Source organism: Streptomyces sp. UF-297 (assembly GCF_058245575.1).
Map to the genome: position 1 here is coordinate 11848 of NZ_JBSIBZ010000004.1, position 16604 is coordinate 28451.

Genomic DNA, 16604 nt, shown 5'->3' on the forward strand with positions numbered 1-16604 from the left:
TCAGTAGTGCGAGGGAATCCAGGGCGGCTTTATCCGCTTTACCCGCCCACCGAACAGCACGCCGAGACGAGCGGCGCGACGGCGCCCGCCGCCGCGAAGACGGCGAACAGCCCGTGGAGCACGGGGTGTCCCCTGCGGCGCGGCGCCAGGATGCGCCGCATCCGCACCACGGCGGAGGGCCCGCCCGCCGCGAACGCCTCGCGCGGCGCCTGCGCGACGGCCATCGCGTACAGCGCGGTCGCCAGCGCGTCCCGCGAACACCGGCGCAGCGCACGGTCGTCGGCGGCCATCTCCAGCAGCAGCGGCACCTCGGTGCGTACGCGCCGGGCCAGCGGCAGCCACCGGAAGGTGGCCGCGAAGGCGGCGGAGGCGGCCACCAGGAGGTGGTGGCGGCCCGAGATGTGCGCGCGCTCGTGCGCCAGGGCGGCCTCCAGCTGGGCCGCGGTCAGGGTGCTCAGCGCGCCCGAGCTGACGATGATCTGCGGAGTGCGGCCCGGCAGGCAGTACACGGCCGGCACCTCGTGCTCCAGGACCACCGCGCGCAGCCGCGGCTCGTGCACACCGACCAGCCGCAGGAGTTCGGCGTGCCGCCGCCGCGCGCGGCGGGCCCGCAGCAGCTCCCGTACGAACACGGTGCCGGGCGCCAGGAGGACCGCCGCGGCCGCCGACAGCGCCGCCAGCTCTGGCCCGCTCGGGCTGAACAGCTGCGAGAGCGAGGGAAGTTCGTGATGGGAGGCGCTCCAGGGCATGCAGGCCGTCAGCACCTCCAGCATCCGGTGGCTGCTGTCCATCGGCAGGATCAGCTGCACCAGCGACATCGCCACCGACGCGGTGAACGCCAACGTCAGCCCGCACCACACGGCCGCCGCCAGCGGGGGCGCCTGATGCGTCCAGCGGGCCCGCCCCAGCAGATACGGCGCCAGGAAGCCGGTGGCCAGGGCGAGTCCGAGGGGCGGCAGGAGGTGGTGGCTCAGGTTCACGGACAGCCCTCCGCGCCGGTGCCGCCCAGCGAGCGCAGCGCCGCGTCCAGGGCCTGGACGTCCTCGCGGGACATGTGCTCCACGAAGCGCAGCAGGGCCGCCTGGCGGTCCTGGCTGTTGCCGAGCGCGTCGCGCATCAGGGCCGCGGTGTACTCCTCGCGGCTCTGCTGCGGCTCGTACACCCAGGCCCTGCCGACCTTCTCGCGGCGCAGCCAGCCCTTGCGGTGGAGGATGTCGGCGACCGTCATCACGGTGGTGTAGGCGACGGCCCGGGTGCGGTTGATGTCGTCGACGATCTCGCGGACCGTGGAGGGCCGCTGCCAGCTCCACAGCCGGTCCATTATTTCGGATTCCAACTCGCCCAGCCGGCGCACGGTCTCCCCCTCCTCGGACCTTGGTGGTTCGGGATGTGGCACATCGTACGGCGCGTGCCGTACGGGCAGCGGAGCTCGTACCGGCCCTTCGCCCCGCATACCCCCAAGGGGTACCGTGCGGTCATGTTCTCCTTCACGAAAGAGATCGACCTCAACGGCCTCGGCCGCAGCGCGAGTACGACGGACCGCCCCTGCGCGAAGGTCTGCGGCATCGGCTCGGCCGAACTGGTGCTGCTGCGCCAGGTGCTCGGCCTGTGTCTGCGCCTGAGCCTGCGGCTGTCCGCCGACTGCCCCTCGCACAAGGGCGGTTGACTCCCTCCCGTTCTCCCATCACGCCCGTACGAGCCGGGCGATCGCCTTGGACGCCTCGCCGACCTTGGCGCTCGCCTGGTTTCCGCCCAGCCCGATCGCCTGCCGTACACAGGAGTTGAGGTGCTGGTCGAGCAGGGTGACGGCGAAGGCCTGCAGCGCCGCGCCGGCGGCGGAGACCTGGGTGAGCACGTCCACGCAGTAGGTGTCCTTCTCCACCAGCCGCTGCAGGCCGCGGATCTGGCCCTCGATGCGGCGCAGGCGCCTGACCGCGTCGTCTTTGGCATCCTCGGCGCGCTGCTGGGTATCGGTCCGGTCGGCCACGGTGACCTCTCTTCCTCGCGCTCCGAAGTGTCCGGAGCAGAAGTGTCCGAAGGAGGGCAGGGGGCCCGGCGGCGGTCACCGCCGGGCCCGTCGGCCCCGCCTGTGTGTGCCCCGGTGGGCCGCCGGCTCAGCGGATCGCGGAGCGGAAGCCCCGCAGCCGCAGGCTGTTGCCGACCACGAAGACCGAGGAGAAGGCCATCGCGGCACCGGCGATCATCGGGTTGAGCAGGCCGGTGGCGGCCAGCGGCAGCGCCGCGACGTTGTAGGCGAAGGCCCAGAACAGGTTGGACTTGATGGTGCCCAGCGTCTTGCGGGAGAGCCGGATGGCGTCGGCGGCGGCGCGCAGGTCGCCCCGTACGAGGGTGAGGTCACCGGCCTCGATGGCGGCGTCGGTGCCCGTGCCCATCGCCAGGCCCAGGTCCGCCTGGGCCAGCGCGGCCGCGTCGTTGACGCCGTCGCCGACCATCGCCACCGAACGCCCCTCGCCCTGAAGGCGCTTGACCACATCCACCTTGTCCTGCGGCATGACCTCGGCGATCACCTCGTCGATGCCGACCTCGCGGGCCACCGACTCGGCGACGGCCTTGTTGTCGCCGGTCAGCAGGATCGGGGTCAGGCCCAGCGCCCGCAGCCGCTGGATGGCCTCCGGGCTGGTCTCCTTGACCGCGTCCGCGACCTCCAGCACCGCGCGGGCCTCGCCGTCCCAGGCCACCGCGATGGCGGTGCGCCCCGCCGCCTCGGCCTCGGCCTTGGCACGCGCCAGGTGGAGGGGCAGCTCCATCGCCCACTCGCCGAGCAGCTTGTCGCGGCCCACCAGGACGGCGTGGCCGTCGACGACGCCCTGGACGCCCAGGCCCGGGACGTTCTGGAAGTCCTCGGGGACCGGCAGGGTGCCGACCTTCTCTGCCGCGCCGGTGGCCACGGCCTGGGCGATCGGGTGCTCCGAGGCGTGCTCCAGGGCTCCTGCCAGCCGCAGTACGTCGGCCTCCGCCACGCCGTCGGCGGTGTGCACCGTACGCAGCGTCATCCGGCCCGTGGTGACCGTACCGGTCTTGTCCAGGACGATGGTGTCGACCTTGCGCGTGGACTCCAGGACCTCGGGTCCCTTGATCAGGATGCCGAGCTGGGCGCCGCGGCCCGTGCCGACCATGAGGGCGGTGGGGGTGGCCAGGCCCAGGGCGCAGGGGCAGGCGATGATCAGGACCGCGACGGCGGCGGTGAAGGCGGCGGTCAGGCCCGCGCCGTTGCCGAGCCAGAAGCCCAGGGTGCCGAGCGCGAGGGCGATGACGACCGGGACGAAGACCGCGGAGATCTTGTCGGCCAGGCGCTGGGCCGCGGCCTTGCCGTTCTGCGCGTCCTCCACGAGCTTGGCCATACGGGCCAGTTGGGTGTCCGAGCCGACCCGGGTGGCCTCCACGACCAGCCGGCCGCCCGCGTTGAGCGTGGCACCGGTGACGGAGTCGCCCGCCGAGACCTCGACCGGGACGGACTCGCCGGTCAGCATGGAGGCGTCCACCGCCGAGGAGCCCTCGACGACGGTGCCGTCCGTGGCGATCTTCTCGCCGGGGCGTACGACGAACCGGTCGCCGACGGCCAGCTCCGAGGTGGGGATGAGCTCCTCGCGCCCGCCCCTCAGGACGGTGACCTCCTTGGCGCCCAGCTCCATCAGGGCCTTGAGCGCCGCGCCCGCCTTCCGCTTCGAGCGGGCCTCGAAGTAGCGCCCGGCCAGGATGAAGGCGGTGACGCCGGCCGCGGCCTCCAGGTAGATGTTGCCCGCGCCGTCGGTGCGGGCGATGGAGAACTCGAAGGGGTGCGTCATGCCGGGCGTGCCCGCGCTGCCGAAGAACAGCGCCCACAGCGACCACAGGAACGCGGCGATGGTGCCGACCGAGATCAGGGTGTCCATGGTGGCCGCGCCGTGCTTGGCGTTGGTCCAGGCGGCCTTGTGGAAGGGCCAGGCGGCGTAGGTGACCACCGGCGCGGTCAGCGTCAGCGACGCCCACTGCCAGTACTCGAACTGCAGGGCCGGGGCCATGGCCATCGCGATGACGGGTACGGCCAGCGCCCAGGCGGCGATCAACCGCTGGCGCAGCGGCCGCAGTTCGGCCTCCGCCTCGTCCTCGCCGCCCGCGTCCGCGTCCGCGGCGCCGCCGGTGCGGGCCGGGGCGGGCTCCTTGGCGGTGTAGCCGGTGGCCTCGACGGTGGCGATCAGGTCCTGGACCGCGATGTCCTCGCGGAAGGTGACCTTGGCCTTCTCCGTGGCGTAGTTGACGGTGGCCTCGACACCGTCCATCCGGTTGAGCTTCTTCTCGATACGGGCGGCGCACGAGGCACAGGTCATGCCGCCGATGGCGAGTTCGACCTCGGCGGCGCTGGGGGTCGTGGTGGTCATCACGTGCTCCTCGAAAAATGCTGGAGGGCGGGTGGGGCGGGGCCGGGCCGAGGGGCCCCGCCCGCGACGCAAGGCGGGGAGTGGGAAGGAAGACGAAAGAAGGGGAAAGAAGGAGGGGGCGCGGGGTCAGGCGCGGCCGGCGAAGTCGTAGCCGGCGTCCTCGACGGTGTCGGCGATCCGCGCGTCGTCCGGCTCGCCGTCGGTGGTGACGGTGACCAGGCCCGTGCCGATGCCCGCCTCGACCGTGCGGACGCCGCCCAGGCCGCCGAGGGCGGTGGTGACCACGCCCTGGCAGTGGGCGCTGTCGACGCCCTGGACCCGGTAGGTGGTGGTGACGCTCTGGGGAGTGGACATCGGGGCTCCTCACCGGGACTGGATACCCAGGGGGGGTATCGGTTCGTTGCCTCAATGTATACCCCCCTGCCGTATGTGGCGCAAGGGTGGGGCCGGGGTTGACTTAATACCCCTGGGGGGTATGTTTTGCTGTGTGTGAGCCGCCATCGGGAGCGGCCCCGCCCGAAGGAGACCCCCATGCACACCGGAGTGAAGATCACCGCCTTCGCCGCCGCGCTCGCCGCGACCTTCGGCACCGCGTACGGGGTGGGCACGGGCCTGGACCCCGTCGTCGCCGAACAGCCCGCGCGGCACGGCGGCCACGGCGGCGAGAAGCAGAAGGAGGACGGCGGGGGAGGGCCGGGACACGGCGGGCACGAGACCGCCTCCGCCGCGGCCGGCGGCCTGCAGATCTCCGAGGGCGGCTACACCCTCGACCTGAAGACCCCGCGGCTGGCCGCCGACGAGCCCGGCCGCATCAGCTTCGCCGTGAAGGACGCCAAGGGCCGCAACGTCACCGCCTACCAGCGCGAGCACGGCAAGGAGCTCCACCTCGTCGTCGCCTCGCGCGACCTGGGCACCTACCGCCATCTGCACCCCACCCGCGCGGCCGACGGCACCTGGTCCACCCCCGCAGAACTCCCCGAGGCGGGCGGCTACCGCGTCTTCGCCGACTTCAAGCCGGCGACCAAGGGCGCCAAGGGCGTCACCCTCGGCGCCGACCTCGCCGTCTCGGGCGCGTACGAGCCCGCCGCGCTGCCCGCGGCCGGCGCCAGTGCCGAGGTGGACGGCTACACCGTCACGCTGAAGGGGGCGCTGCGCCCGGGCGCGGCCGGTGAGCTGAAGCTGTCGGTGGCCAAGGACGGCAAGCCCGTCACCGACCTGGAGCCCTACCTCGGCGCGTACGGCCACCTGGTCGCGCTGCGCTCCGGCGACCTGGCCTATCTGCACGTCCATCCCAACGGCGCGCCCGGCGACGGCAGCACGAAGCCCGGCCCCGAGGTGTCCTTCACCGCGACGGCGCCCAGCGCGGGCGCGTACCGCCTCTTCCTGGACTTCCAGCACAACGGCACGGTCCGCACGGCCGCCTTCACCGTGCACGCGGGCGGCCACGGGGGCGGTGGCGCGCAGGCCGGTACGGGTGCCGGCGCGGACTCCGGTACGGACAGCGGCGCCGGATCGGGCGGCGGTCACCGGCACTGACCGCCCGCGGGCCGGGCGGCGGCGCCCGCTTGCCGCCCGCGACTTTGCTCGGTTGTTCCCCACCGGAGGCCGCTGACCCCTTACTCTGGACATTGGACTAGACCTCTCGGCCCCGGCGTCCCCCGTCGGCGCCCGGCGCCCGGCGTCCGCAGGTCCGGTCCCCAACCAACTTCCTCAAGGAATGGGGTCACATGACCGAGCGCGCACTCCTGGAGGTGATCGCCCTCGACGCGCAGGACGCGATCGCCGCTCAGGCCGGCGGGGCGGACCGCCTCGAGCTGGTCACCGACATGGCCGCCGACGGGCTGACCCCGTCGCGCGAGACCTTCGCGGAGATCAGGGCGGCGGTCGACATCCCGCTGCGGGTGATGCTGCGTGCGGCGGACGGATTCGCGGCGGGCGGCCCGCAAACCGTTGCTGCGCTGTGCGCCCGGGCCGCCGAGCTGCGGGCGGAGGGCGCGCGGGAGTTCGTCCTGGGATTCCTGACGCCGGACGGGCAGCCGGACCTGGAGGCCGTACGCGCCCTGGCCGAGGCCGTCGACGGCTGCCGCTGGACCTTCCACCGCGCCGTGGACCGGGCCGCCGACCGCGACGGTCTGCGCAAGCAGCTCGCCGGGCTGCCGGGCCTGGACACCTACCTCACCGCGGGCTCCGCGCGGGGCGTGGCCGACGGCCTGCCCACGCTGGTGGCCGAGGCGGCCCGTACGGCCGCCGCCGAGCCGGGCTACGAGCCGCGCATCCTGGTCGGCGGCGGCCTGACCCTGGAGCATCTGCCGCGGCTGCGCGCGGCGGGCCTGGACGCCTTCCACATCGGGGGTGCCGCCCGGCCGGACGGCTGGTCGGCGCCGCTGTCCGCGGACGCGGTACGCACCTGGCGCGAGGCGATCGACGGCTGAGGCCGCCGCTGCCGCGGAGCGTGCCGAAGGGGGCACCCGGTTCTCCGGGTGCCCCCTTTCGCGTACCGGGGCGCGGGTCCTGTCGGCTGCGTACGGCCGCCGCGTCGGTCAGCTGCGTACGGCCACTGCGTCGGTCAGTTGCGTACGGTCGCGTCGGTCAGCTGCGTACGGCCACTGCGTCGGTCAGTTGCGTACGGTCGCGTCGGTCAGCTGCGTACGGCCACCGCGTCGATCTCGAAGAGCATCCCCGGCAGGGCCAGCGCCGCCACACCGCTGAGGGTCTGCGCGGGCAGGTCCTTGCCCCAGGCCCCGGCCAGGAACTCGCCGAGCACGGCGAGCTTGTCCAGGTCGTGGTCGACGATGTGGGTGCGGATCTGTACGACGTCCTCGAAGCCGAGGCCCACCGCTTCGAGCGCGATACGAAGGTTGGTCAAGGACAGCTCGACCTGCTCGCGGAAGCCCTCCACCGCGACGCCGCCGTCCGGGCCCGAGGCGTACTGGCCCGCGACGAAGACGAGTTCACCTGCGGGGGCGCTGACGACGTGGCTGTAGCCGAAGCCGGAGGGGTCGTGCAGGCCGTCGGGGTTGGTGATGGTGCGCGGCATGGCGGGGTCCTCTCGCTGCGGGCCGGTGGGCCGCTGGTGATCCGATCTTGTCCGTAATCTGGAGCGTATGTGTCCAGAATCGGTTGTGCAACCCCCTTCAGGCGCTGGTCAGATGCGGGAGGCGTCCGTCGCGGCGTGGCCGGAATCCGCCGTCGCGGCCGAGGTACGGCCGGACGCCACCAGCTGCGCGCCGGACCGGGAGCGGCGCCGGGTGGTCGCCGCCGCCACGACGAACGTCACCACGGCCAGACCGGAGGCGGCCAGCGGGAACCACCTCTCGCCCAGCAGTGCTATCTCCGCGCTGCCCGCCGCGCCGGCCGCCGCCATGCCCAGGTACATGCCGCTGCTGTTGAGGGAGAGCAGCAGCGAGGCGTTCGCCGGGTCGATGGAGGACATCCGGTGCGCGAGCGCCACGGAGACCGGCCAGCCCAGGAGCGCGGATGCCGCGCCGTAGACGAACGCGCCGCCCATCGACTGCGAGAGCCAGGGCAGGGCCACGAAGAGCACCACGATCGAGGCGCTGCTGGCCAGCAGTACGGGCCGTACCCCCAGCCGGTCCACGACCCGGCCGCCCAGCCAGTTGCCGGTCACCGAGGCGACGCCGATGACCAGCAGGATCAGGCTCAGGCTGCCGGAGTCGCCGCCGGTCGCCGGGCGCAGGGCCGTGGCCAGGAAGATGTAGACGGACTGGAAGGCGAGGAAGAACAGGAAGGTCGTGGAGACGGCGCCCAGGACGCGGCCGTTGCCCAGCGGGGCCAGGCGCTCGCGCAGTCCGGGGGCGGCGGTGGGTGCGGGCAGCTCGCGCAGCAGCGCCGAGAGCCCGGCGAAGGCGAGCACCCCCAGCCCGACCACCAGCCACATCGCCAGCCGCCAGTCGGTGCTGCCGATGTAGGTGCCGAGCGGGACGCCGAGCGCGGTGGCCACGGTCATTCCGCCGATGACGGTGGCCAGCGCCCGGCCGCGCCGCTCGGGCGGGACGATCGAGGCCGCCACGCCGTTGGCGGTGGGCGTGTAGAGCGCGGCGCCGGCCGCCGCCAGTACCCGGGTGGCCAGCAGGAAGGCGTAGGTGGGGGCCACGGCGCTGAGCGCGTTGCCCAGGGTGAAGACGGCGAGCGCGGTCAGCAGCAGGCGGCGGCGCGGCCAGCGGGCGGTCGCGGTCGCCAGGACGGGCGCCAGCAGTCCGTAGGAGAGCGCGAAGACGGTGACCAACTGGCCGGCGGCCGTGACGGAGATGTCCATGTCGCGGGCGATCTGGCCCAGGAGCCCGGCCATCACCATCGAGTCGGTGCCGACGGCGAAGGTGCCCAGGGCGAGTGTGAGCAGGCGGAGGCGCACGGGTGTCCTTCCGGGAAGGGGAGTGCGAGGCAGGAGCGGCTAAAGTTTGATGTGCGTCAAACAATATGGATTGTTTGACGCTTGTCAAACAGTTGCTGGGGGCGCCTCCTGTTGAATGGACCGTGCGATGGGTCGTGCAGGGAGTTCGGGAGAGGAGTCAGGCGTGGCGAGCGCGGAGGACGGCAGGCTGCTGCCGCAGCCCGAGACCGAGGACATCTCGCTGGTGAAGGTGCTCAGCGCGCTCGGCGATCCCGTACGGATGCACCTGTTCAAGGTCTACGCGGGCGGCGAGCAGTACGACTGCTCCGGCGAGCGGCTGGGCGTCGGCCACCTGCACAAGTCGACCGTCTCGCACCACATGCGCGTCATGCGCGCCGCGGGCATCAGCTCGACCCGCATCGTCGGCCGCAACCGCTACGTACTGCTGCGCCGCGCGGACCTGGACGCCCGCTTTCCCGGCCTGGTCGACGCGCTCCTCGCGTCGATCGACGACGACGTGCTGGATCAGGTCACCGAGAAGGGCTGACCCCGCCCGCCGCGCGCCTCGGCCGCCCCGCTCGCCGCGCGCCTCGGCCGCCCCGCCCGCCGCGCGCCCCGGCCGCCCCGCTCGCCGCGAGCCTCAGGCGAGCCGGTCCGGCAGCGGCGCGGAGTGCAGCACGGTCAGGCCGGAGACCGCGCGGGTCAGGCAGACGTACAGCCGCCGCAGGCCGGTGCGCTCGTCCGGCTCGCCGTCGACGATCGCGGCGGGCTCGTCCAGCACCACGTAGTCGTACTCGAGTCCCTTGGCGAGCGTGGCGGGTACGAGGGTCAGCCGGGCCTCGGCGGAGGTCTCCTCACCCGGCTCCAGTACGGCCAGGCCCGCCTCCTCCAGGGTGGCGCGCAGCTCCGCAAGCCGCGCCTCGGCCGCGATCAGGCCGATCGAGCCCTCCTTGGCCAGTGCCTCGTGGCAGGCGGCGACGGTGGCCCCGGTCAGCTCGTCCGCGGCGGTGCTGCGTACCGCGAAGTCCCCCGCGGACTCACGGATCGAGGTCGCCTCGGCCAGGCCCGGAGCGATGGCCGGCAGCAGCCGCGAGGCGTACGCGATCACCTCGCGCGGCACCCGGAAGCCCTGCGTCAGCTCCTCAACCGCCGCCTCCGGCTTGCCCAGATGGGCCAGCGCCTCCTCCCAGGAGCCGGTCGCCCACGGCGTGGTGCCCTGCGCGATGTCGCCCAGCACCGTCGCCGAACCCGTCGAGCAGCGGCGGCCCACCGCCCGGTACTGCATCGGCGAGAGGTCCTGCGCCTCGTCCAGCACCACGTGCCCCAGCGAGTGCGTGCGCTCCACCAGGTCCCGCGCCTCGTCGATCAACACCGCGTCCGCCGCCGACCACTTGGCGCTCTTGACGCTGCGGGCGGGCTTCGCCCACAGGATCGTCTTCTGCTCCTCGGCGGTGAGAACCCCCTCCGCCTGCGCGGCCAGGAACTCCTCGTCGCCCAGCAGTCGCAGCACCAGCTTCGCCGGGTCCACCGGCGGCCACAGGGCCTTGACCGCCGCCTTGACCGCGGGGTTGCGGGCCACCGCGTCCTGCACCCGGTCGTCCGGCGCCTCGCCCGCCTGCTCCATCCGTACGAGCACCGCGTGCGCGATCCGCTGCGGCAGCGCCTCGCGGGCCGCGCCGTAACGGATGTCGCGCTCCAGCAACTGCTCGACCAGCTCCTGGAGTTCGTACGCCGGGACCCGCCAGCGGCGCGAGCCGCGCACCACCACGCACGCCTCGGTGGGCATGGTGACGTGCGAGCGCACCGCGCGGCGCAGCACCTCGGCCATCCGCGCGTCGCCCTTGATCATCGAGGCCGCCGCCTCGTCGCTCCCGCGCACCTCCACATGCGCCACCAGGTCGTCGACCGTGGCCTGCTTGACCTCCAACTCGCCGAGCGCGGGCAGCACTTGCTCGATGTAGTGCAGGAAGGACCGGTTCGGCCCGATGACCAACGTGCCCGCGCGGGCCAGCCGCTCGCGGTGCGCGTAGAGCAGATAGGCCACCCGGTGCAGGCCCACCGCCGTCTTTCCGGTGCCCGGCGCCCCCTGGACGCAGACCGTGCCGCCGATCCCGGCGCGCACGATCTCGTCCTGCTCGGGCTGGATGGTCGCCACGATGTCCCGCATCGGGCCCACGCGCGGCCGTTCGATCTCCGACTGGAGCAGCTTGCTGGTCTGCTCCGCCTCGGCCGGGTCGGTGAGGTGCTCGTCCTCGTACGCGGTCAACTGCCCGCCGGTGTAACCGAAGCGGCGGCGCAGCCTGAGGTCCATCGGGTCCTTCTTGGAGGCCCGGTAGAACGGCTGGGAGACCGGCGCGCGCCAGTCGATGACCATCGGGTCGCCGTCCGCGTCGTGGACGTGCCGCCGCCCGATGTAGAAGTTCTCCCCTTGCGCCCCCTCCGCGAGGTCGATGCCGGGGGCGTGCAGATAGTCCAGGCGGCCGAAGAACAGCGGGGTGTGCGAGAGGTCGGCGAGCGCCTTGATGCGGGCGTCGATCTCGCCCTGGAGGACCTCGGCGTTGACCCAGTTCGCGGTGACGTCCGCGATGTTGAGGTTCTCGGCGTCCTCGCGCATGGCACGCAGCGCGGCGCGGGACGCGGCGAGGTGGGAACGCTCCTGCTCCAAGGGGTCCTGCTGGGGGGATACGGGGACGTGCGAGGACACGGCGTTGCCTCCGGCGGATGCGGTACGGGTGGATGCGCGTGCGGCGGGTCCGGCCGGTTTCCGACCGGACGGCGGCGCTCCCCAGCGGACGGCGGGAGGCGGGCAGACCGGCGATTGTATCCAGCACGCATGTAGTGCGCGAGCTGATTTCCGCGCCCCGGCGGCTCTGGGGGACCCAGGGCCTTTCCCTCAGGGATGCCGTACATCTCCCGTAGGGGACGGCATGGGTCCCGAGTCTGACTTCTGGCCGATACGAGATGGACCCGTGGGCCGATGTGCTGCAAACGCGTGAAATCCATCATGGAGACATGAGCACAGCGACCATCACCCCAGGCCCCTCGCACACGGCTCAGGGCTCCACTGCTCTGCGCCCCGACACCCACAAGGACCGCCATCTGCTGGGCAACGCCCTGCGCGCGGTCAAGGTCTTCGCCGTCGCGGCGGTCAGCGTCGTCCTCCTCGGTGAGTACGCCGACGACTGACCCCCGCCCGGTCCGGTCCGGCCCCCGCCCGGTCCGGTCCCCGCAGCCCGCCCGCCCCACCGCAGCAACCACCGGTCGACATCCGGACGACATCCGGAAGACCGGAAAGCATTACGGACAGTCGGCCCCTATCGACTAGCGTCGCCGCGGACAGCACATACGGCGCACACGGCGACGAGGAGGCCAACGAGTGTCTGCCGCCGACGGGACGCGAAAGCGCAAGTGGACGCGTACGCGGAGGTGGACGCACAGCGCCACCGGCATCAGAACCCTGCTCGCCGCCGCCCTGCTCGCGGCCTCCCTGGCCGCCTTCGGCGTGCTGTACCACTGCGTACCGCTGCCGATGGCCGACATAGTCGTCTACCGCGCCGAGGGTCAGGCCGCCGCCACCGGCGGTGACCTGTACGGCTTCACGGTCACCCAGTGGCACCTGCCCGCCACCTACCCGCCCTTCGCCGCCCTGCTGTTCATCCCGACCGTCTGGCTCCCGGTCGAGGCCCTCAAGATCGCTTCCGTCCTCGGCAACGTCGCGCTCCTCGCCCTGCTCATCCACCTCTCCTGCAAGGCGGCGGGCCTGCGCAGAGCCCGTACGGCACCGATGCTGCTCACCGCCACCGCGCTGGGCATCTGGCTTGAGCCGGTCTTCCAGACCCTCGCCTTCGGACAGATCAACCTCGCCCTGGCCTGCCTGGTCCTGTGGGACCTCTCCCGTCCCGACGGCACCCGCTTCAAGGGCCTGGCCGTCGGGATCGCGGCCGGCATCAAGCTCACCCCCGCGATCTTCGCCGTCTACCTCCTGATCACCGGCCGCGTACGGGCCGCCCTGACCGCCTTCGCCGGCTTCGTCGGCTCGGCGCTGCTCGGCGCGCTCGTCCTGCCCGGCGCGAGCGTGGAGTTCTGGACGCAGCGGATGTTCGAGACGGGCCGGGTCGGCAAGGCCTGGATCGTGGACAACCAGTCCCTCCAGGGCCTGGTCGCCCGCGCCCTGCACACCCCCGAGCCCGGCCTGGTCTGGATGCTCGCGGCGCTGCTCACCGCCGCGGCCGGCCTGTTCGTCGCCCGCCGGGTCTACGTACGGCGGGGCCTGGACTCCTGGGGCGTGCTGTGCACCGCCGTCACCTCGCTGCTGGTCTCGCCCATCAGCTGGTCCCACCACTGGGTCTGGTGCGTCCCGCTGCTCGCGGCCCTGGCCGCGCACACCCACGGCATCCGCTGGCGCCGCGCCCTCCTGGCCGCCGTCACCCTCGCCTTCACCGCCCGCACCATGTGGATACTCCCCCACAAGGGCACCCTCGACCTCCACCTCCCCTGGTGGCAACAGCCCCTCGCCGCCCCGTACCCGGTCCTGGGCCTGGCCCTCTTCGCAGCCGTCCTCTACCGGACCGGCCACGCCCGCCGCCGCCCCCTGCCCCTCGGCACGGTCCCCACCCCGCGCCCGCACCCCACCCCAACTGAGTACGCCGACCCACACCGCTGAGTACGCACCCCGGTCCGCCCCCCGCCCCCGCGCGCCAGACTCAAGACCATGACCCCCCGGCCCGCCGCCCGCCCTCCCCGCCCACCCGAGGCGGATCACGGCGGCCATGGGGCGCCGGACCGCTGTGGCGGCGGGATGCCGGGCCAGGATGGCCACGAGGCGTCGGTCCCCGGCGGCCACGGGACACCGGACCACGCTGGCCGCGGGGCGCCGGACCACGATGGCCACGAGGTGCCCGTGCGCTGCGGTCGCGAGGCGCCGGTCCGCTGCGGTCGCGAGGCGACCTGGCACGACTCCGCGGGGCGGCGTACGGCGCTGTTCGGGCTGGTGCTGCTCATTCCCGCTGCGCTTCTGGTGGCGCTCCTGCTGGCGGGGCTGCGTATGACCCACGATCACTGTTCCGCCGACGGCTGTACCCGCACCCTGACCGCGCTCACCCCGTGGCTCTTCCGGTCCCTGTGGGCCTCCGCCGCCCTCGGCACGGTCGCCCTGCTGCTCCCCGGCCCCGGCCCCCACATCGACACCGCCCGCCGCCTGGCCGCAGCCGCCCAGGTTCTCCTCCTGGCCGCCCCCTTCGCCGTACTCCCCGCGGCCTGACCCCGCACACCACCGGCCCGAGTACGGACCCCACCTTCATTGAGGTCCGCTACTCAGGACCGCACCCCCGCCCACCTGCTGAACTTCCCCCATGACCACCGACGCACCCGCAGCGGCAGACCCCTGCGCCCCCACCGCCAAAGACCTCCGGATCATGGCCGGCGGCGGTTTCCTGCTGCTGGCCGTCGCCCTGATCGCGTACGCGCTGATCACCCTCAACGACGCCGTAAAGGGCGATGGAGCGGCTGGCGCACTCACCACCGCGGGCGGCTGGGCCCTCTGGCTCTCCTTCTTCACCGGCCTGGCCGCCCTCGCCCTCCCGGCCACCCTCCTGCCCCGCGCCCCGAGAACCGCCCTCGTGGCGGCGCAGTACGCCCTGCTGGTCGCCGGCCCCGTCCTGACCGCCCTCGACTGACACCGGGCGCCCTCCGCGCGGCCGTGCCCCGTAAGGGGCGCGGGTCAGTGTCGCCATGCGGCTCCGCCACGTGGGCGCGACCAGCCACGACGTGCCCGCAGAGGACACCCCGCACATCCAGTGGAGCGCGCAGCGGCAGCGGGGCGCGGCCACCGCGCGGGCTCGTCGCCGGTCAGTCCTCGATCAGCAGGATGTCCGCGTCGTCGAAGATGCGCAGCACCACCAGCAGCAGGCGGCCGCGCGAGACCATGTACTCCGCCACGATCTGTGACGTGAGACGGATCTCCCGGTCCTGCTCGCCACGCCGATCGACCGGGAGAGTTCCGTGTAGGGGTCGCGGGCCAGCAGCTCGACCGCCTTGTCGAACGAGGCACGGCACGCGGGGTCCAGACGGTCGCGTTCGCGGGCCGCCGACTCGGTGAACAGCACCTCGTAGATCTCCGCGTGAGGCATTGCGCCCTCCCTGCCGTAGCCGTAAGTCACCCTTGAGCGTGCCGATGGGGCCACGCGCGAGGCGGTGCTGGTGATTCAGCCCGCCCCGCCCGCCAGCAGCTCGTCCGCGTCCACGATCCGGTACGCGTACCCCTGCTCGGCCAGGAAGCGCTGGCGGTGGGCCGCGAAGTCCTGGTCGATGGTGTCGCGGGCGACGACCGAGTAGAACCGGGCCTCGTGGCCGTCCGCCTTCGGGCGCAGGACGCGGCCCAGGCGCTGGGCCTCCTCCTGGCGCGAGCCGAAGGTGCCCGAGACCTGGATGGCCACCGTCGCCTCGGGGAGGTCGATGGAGAAGTTCGCGACCTTGGAGACGACGAGCACGGAGATCTCGCCCTCCCGGAACGCGTCGAAGAGCTTCTCGCGCTGCGCGTTGGAGGTCTCGCCCTTGATCACCGGCGCGTCCAGGTGCTCGCCCAGCTCGTCGAGCTGGTCGATGTACTGGCCGATGACCAGGGTCTGCTCCCCCTTGTGCTGACGCACCAGCGCCTCGGTCACCCGCTGCTTGCTCGCCGTCGTCGCACAGAAGCGGTACTTCTCCTCCGCCTCGGCCGTCGCGTACGCCAGCCGCTCCGACTCGGAGAGATTGACCCGCACCTCGACACAGTCGGCGGGCGCGATGTACCCCTGCGCCTCGATCTCCTTCCAGGGCGCGTCGAAGCGCTTGGGTCCGATGAGGGAGAAGACGTCCGACTCGCGGCCGTCCTCCCGCACCAGCGTCGCCGTCAGGCCGAGCCGCCGCCGCGCCTGGAGGTCCGCGGTGAACTTGAAGACCGGCGCGGGCAGCAGGTGCACCTCGTCGTAGACGACCAGGCCCCAGTCCCGGGAGTCGAAGAGCTCCAGGTGCGGATAGATGCCCTTCCGCTTCGTGGTCAGCACCTGGTACGTGGCGATGGTGACCGGCCGGATCTCCTTCTTCGTACCGCTGTACTCACCGATCTCGTCCTCGGTCAGCGAGGTCCGCTTCACCAGTTCGTGCTGCCACTGCCGCGCGGAGACGGTGTTGGTGACCAGGATCAGCGTGGTCGCCTTGGCCTGCGCCATCGCACCGGCCCCCACCAGCGTCTTTCCGGCGCCGCAGGGGAGGACCACCACACCGGACCCGCCGTGCCAGAAGCCCTCCACGGCCTGCTGCTGGTACGGCCGCAGCGACCAGCCGTTCTCGTCCAGCTCGATGGGGTGCGCCTCGCCGTCCACGTACCCGGCCAGGTCCTCGGCGGGCCAGCCCAGCTTGAGCAGCGTCTGCTTGATCTGCCCGCGCTCGGAGGGGTGCACGACCACCGTGTCCGGGTCCAGCCGCGCCCCCACCAGCGGCTGCACCTTCTTGGAGCGCAGGATCTCCTCCAGCACCGGCCGGTCGGTGGTGGTCAGCACCAGCCCGTGCGCGGGGTCCTTGGTCAGCGTGAGGCGCCCGTACCGGGCCATCGTCTCGGCGATGTCGACGAGCAGCGCGTGCGGGACGGGGTAGCGCGAGTACTGCACCAGCGCGTCCACGACCTGCTCGGCGTCGTGCCCGGCGGCCCGCGCGTTCCACAGCCCCAGCGGCGTCACCCGGTAGGTGTGGATGTGCTCCGGCGCCCGCTCCAGCTCCGCGAACGGCGCGATGGCCCGCCGGCACGCATCCGCCTGCTCGTGGTCCACCTCCAGCAGCAGCGTCTTGTCGCTCTGGACGATGAGAGGTCCGTTCACGCGCCTCAAGCCCTTCCGCTC

At 72.9% G+C, this 16604-nt stretch carries 17 protein-coding genes; 8 read left to right on the forward strand and 9 right to left on the reverse strand.

Annotation, left to right across the window (positions count from 1 at the left end):
* Window positions 1-38: 38 nt before the first annotated feature.
* Window positions 39-980 carry a M56 family metallopeptidase gene (locus tag AC4IJH_RS03910; RefSeq protein ID WP_490850058.1) on the reverse strand — a complete coding sequence of 314 codons (942 nt, stop codon included), beginning with the start codon at window positions 978-980 and terminating at the stop codon, window positions 39-41.
* The gene (locus tag AC4IJH_RS03915; protein WP_490850059.1) at window positions 977-1354 is read right to left on the reverse strand and encodes a BlaI/MecI/CopY family transcriptional regulator; all 378 of its coding nucleotides are present in this window, start codon (window positions 1352-1354) and stop codon (window positions 977-979) included. Before AC4IJH_RS03915 ends, AC4IJH_RS03910 begins: the two co-directional genes overlap by 4 nt.
* Before the next feature lie 123 nt (window positions 1355-1477).
* Here AC4IJH_RS03915 and AC4IJH_RS03920 point away from each other — a divergent pair, with 123 nt between their 5' ends.
* A complete protein-coding gene (locus AC4IJH_RS03920) occupies window positions 1478-1666 on the forward strand; it encodes a hypothetical protein (protein WP_490850060.1) in 189 nt (62 codons plus the stop codon).
* A gap of 18 nt (window positions 1667-1684) precedes the next feature.
* On the opposite strand, the gene AC4IJH_RS03925 is transcribed toward AC4IJH_RS03920, so the two are convergent.
* The 3 genes from AC4IJH_RS03925 to AC4IJH_RS03935 all read right to left on the reverse strand — a co-directional run bounded on the left by AC4IJH_RS03925 (window position 1685) and on the right by AC4IJH_RS03935 (window position 4733).
* Window positions 1685-1987 (reverse strand): metal-sensitive transcriptional regulator, encoded by a 303-nt coding sequence (locus AC4IJH_RS03925; RefSeq protein WP_490850061.1) that lies wholly within the window; start codon window positions 1985-1987, stop codon window positions 1685-1687.
* Window positions 1988-2114: 127 nt separating this feature from the next.
* Window positions 2115-4379, reverse strand: coding sequence for a heavy metal translocating P-type ATPase (locus AC4IJH_RS03930; RefSeq protein ID WP_490850062.1), 2265 nt, complete (start codon window positions 4377-4379; stop codon window positions 2115-2117).
* Window positions 4380-4505: 126 nt separating this feature from the next.
* On the reverse strand, window positions 4506-4733 hold the full coding sequence (locus AC4IJH_RS03935) for a heavy-metal-associated domain-containing protein (protein ID WP_490850063.1): 228 nt from the start codon (window positions 4731-4733) through the stop codon (window positions 4506-4508).
* Window positions 4734-4910: 177 nt separating this feature from the next.
* On the opposite strand from AC4IJH_RS03935, the gene AC4IJH_RS03940 reads away from it, so the two are divergent.
* Both AC4IJH_RS03940 and AC4IJH_RS03945 read left to right on the forward strand, forming a co-directional pair.
* The gene (locus tag AC4IJH_RS03940) at window positions 4911-5915 is read left to right on the forward strand and encodes a DUF8832 domain-containing protein (RefSeq protein WP_490850064.1); all 1005 of its coding nucleotides are present in this window, start codon (window positions 4911-4913) and stop codon (window positions 5913-5915) included.
* A gap of 191 nt (window positions 5916-6106) precedes the next feature.
* A complete protein-coding gene (locus tag AC4IJH_RS03945; protein ID WP_490850065.1) occupies window positions 6107-6811 on the forward strand; it encodes a copper homeostasis protein CutC in 705 nt (234 codons plus the stop codon).
* A 206-nt stretch (window positions 6812-7017) separates the two neighbouring features.
* Here AC4IJH_RS03945 and AC4IJH_RS03950 read toward each other — a convergent pair whose 3' ends face one another.
* On the reverse strand, window positions 7018-7416 hold the full coding sequence (locus AC4IJH_RS03950; protein WP_490850066.1) for a RidA family protein: 399 nt from the start codon (window positions 7414-7416) through the stop codon (window positions 7018-7020).
* Window positions 7417-7524: 108 nt separating this feature from the next.
* Window positions 7525-8751 carry an MFS transporter gene (locus AC4IJH_RS03955; RefSeq protein WP_490850067.1) on the reverse strand — a complete coding sequence of 409 codons (1227 nt, stop codon included), beginning with the start codon at window positions 8749-8751 and terminating at the stop codon, window positions 7525-7527.
* Between the two features lie 163 nt (window positions 8752-8914).
* Between AC4IJH_RS03955 and AC4IJH_RS03960 the strand changes: the two genes are divergently transcribed.
* Window positions 8915-9277: an ArsR/SmtB family transcription factor gene (locus AC4IJH_RS03960; protein ID WP_490850068.1), complete on the forward strand. Its 363-nt coding sequence runs from the start codon at window positions 8915-8917 to the stop codon at window positions 9275-9277.
* Window positions 9278-9370: 93 nt separating this feature from the next.
* Here AC4IJH_RS03960 and AC4IJH_RS03965 read toward each other — a convergent pair whose 3' ends face one another.
* Window positions 9371-11434 (reverse strand): HelD family protein, encoded by a 2064-nt coding sequence (locus AC4IJH_RS03965; RefSeq protein ID WP_490850069.1) that lies wholly within the window; start codon window positions 11432-11434, stop codon window positions 9371-9373.
* Window positions 11435-11742: 308 nt separating this feature from the next.
* On the opposite strand from AC4IJH_RS03965, the gene AC4IJH_RS03970 reads away from it, so the two are divergent.
* From AC4IJH_RS03970 to AC4IJH_RS03985, 4 genes are all read left to right on the forward strand, one after another.
* Window positions 11743-11916, forward strand: coding sequence for a hypothetical protein (locus tag AC4IJH_RS03970; protein ID WP_490850070.1), 174 nt, complete (start codon window positions 11743-11745; stop codon window positions 11914-11916).
* A gap of 190 nt (window positions 11917-12106) precedes the next feature.
* Window positions 12107-13393, forward strand: a complete 1287-nt coding sequence (locus AC4IJH_RS03975) for a glycosyltransferase 87 family protein (protein WP_490850071.1) — start codon at window positions 12107-12109, stop codon at window positions 13391-13393.
* A gap of 237 nt (window positions 13394-13630) precedes the next feature.
* On the forward strand, window positions 13631-13990 hold the full coding sequence (locus tag AC4IJH_RS03980; protein WP_490850072.1) for a hypothetical protein: 360 nt from the start codon (window positions 13631-13633) through the stop codon (window positions 13988-13990).
* A 91-nt stretch (window positions 13991-14081) separates the two neighbouring features.
* Window positions 14082-14405 (forward strand): hypothetical protein, encoded by a 324-nt coding sequence (locus AC4IJH_RS03985; RefSeq protein WP_490850073.1) that lies wholly within the window; start codon window positions 14082-14084, stop codon window positions 14403-14405.
* A gap of 528 nt (window positions 14406-14933) precedes the next feature.
* On the opposite strand, the gene AC4IJH_RS03990 is transcribed toward AC4IJH_RS03985, so the two are convergent.
* Window positions 14934-16583: a DNA repair helicase XPB gene (locus AC4IJH_RS03990; RefSeq protein ID WP_490850074.1), complete on the reverse strand. Its 1650-nt coding sequence runs from the start codon at window positions 16581-16583 to the stop codon at window positions 14934-14936.
* Window positions 16584-16604 lie beyond the last annotated feature (21 nt).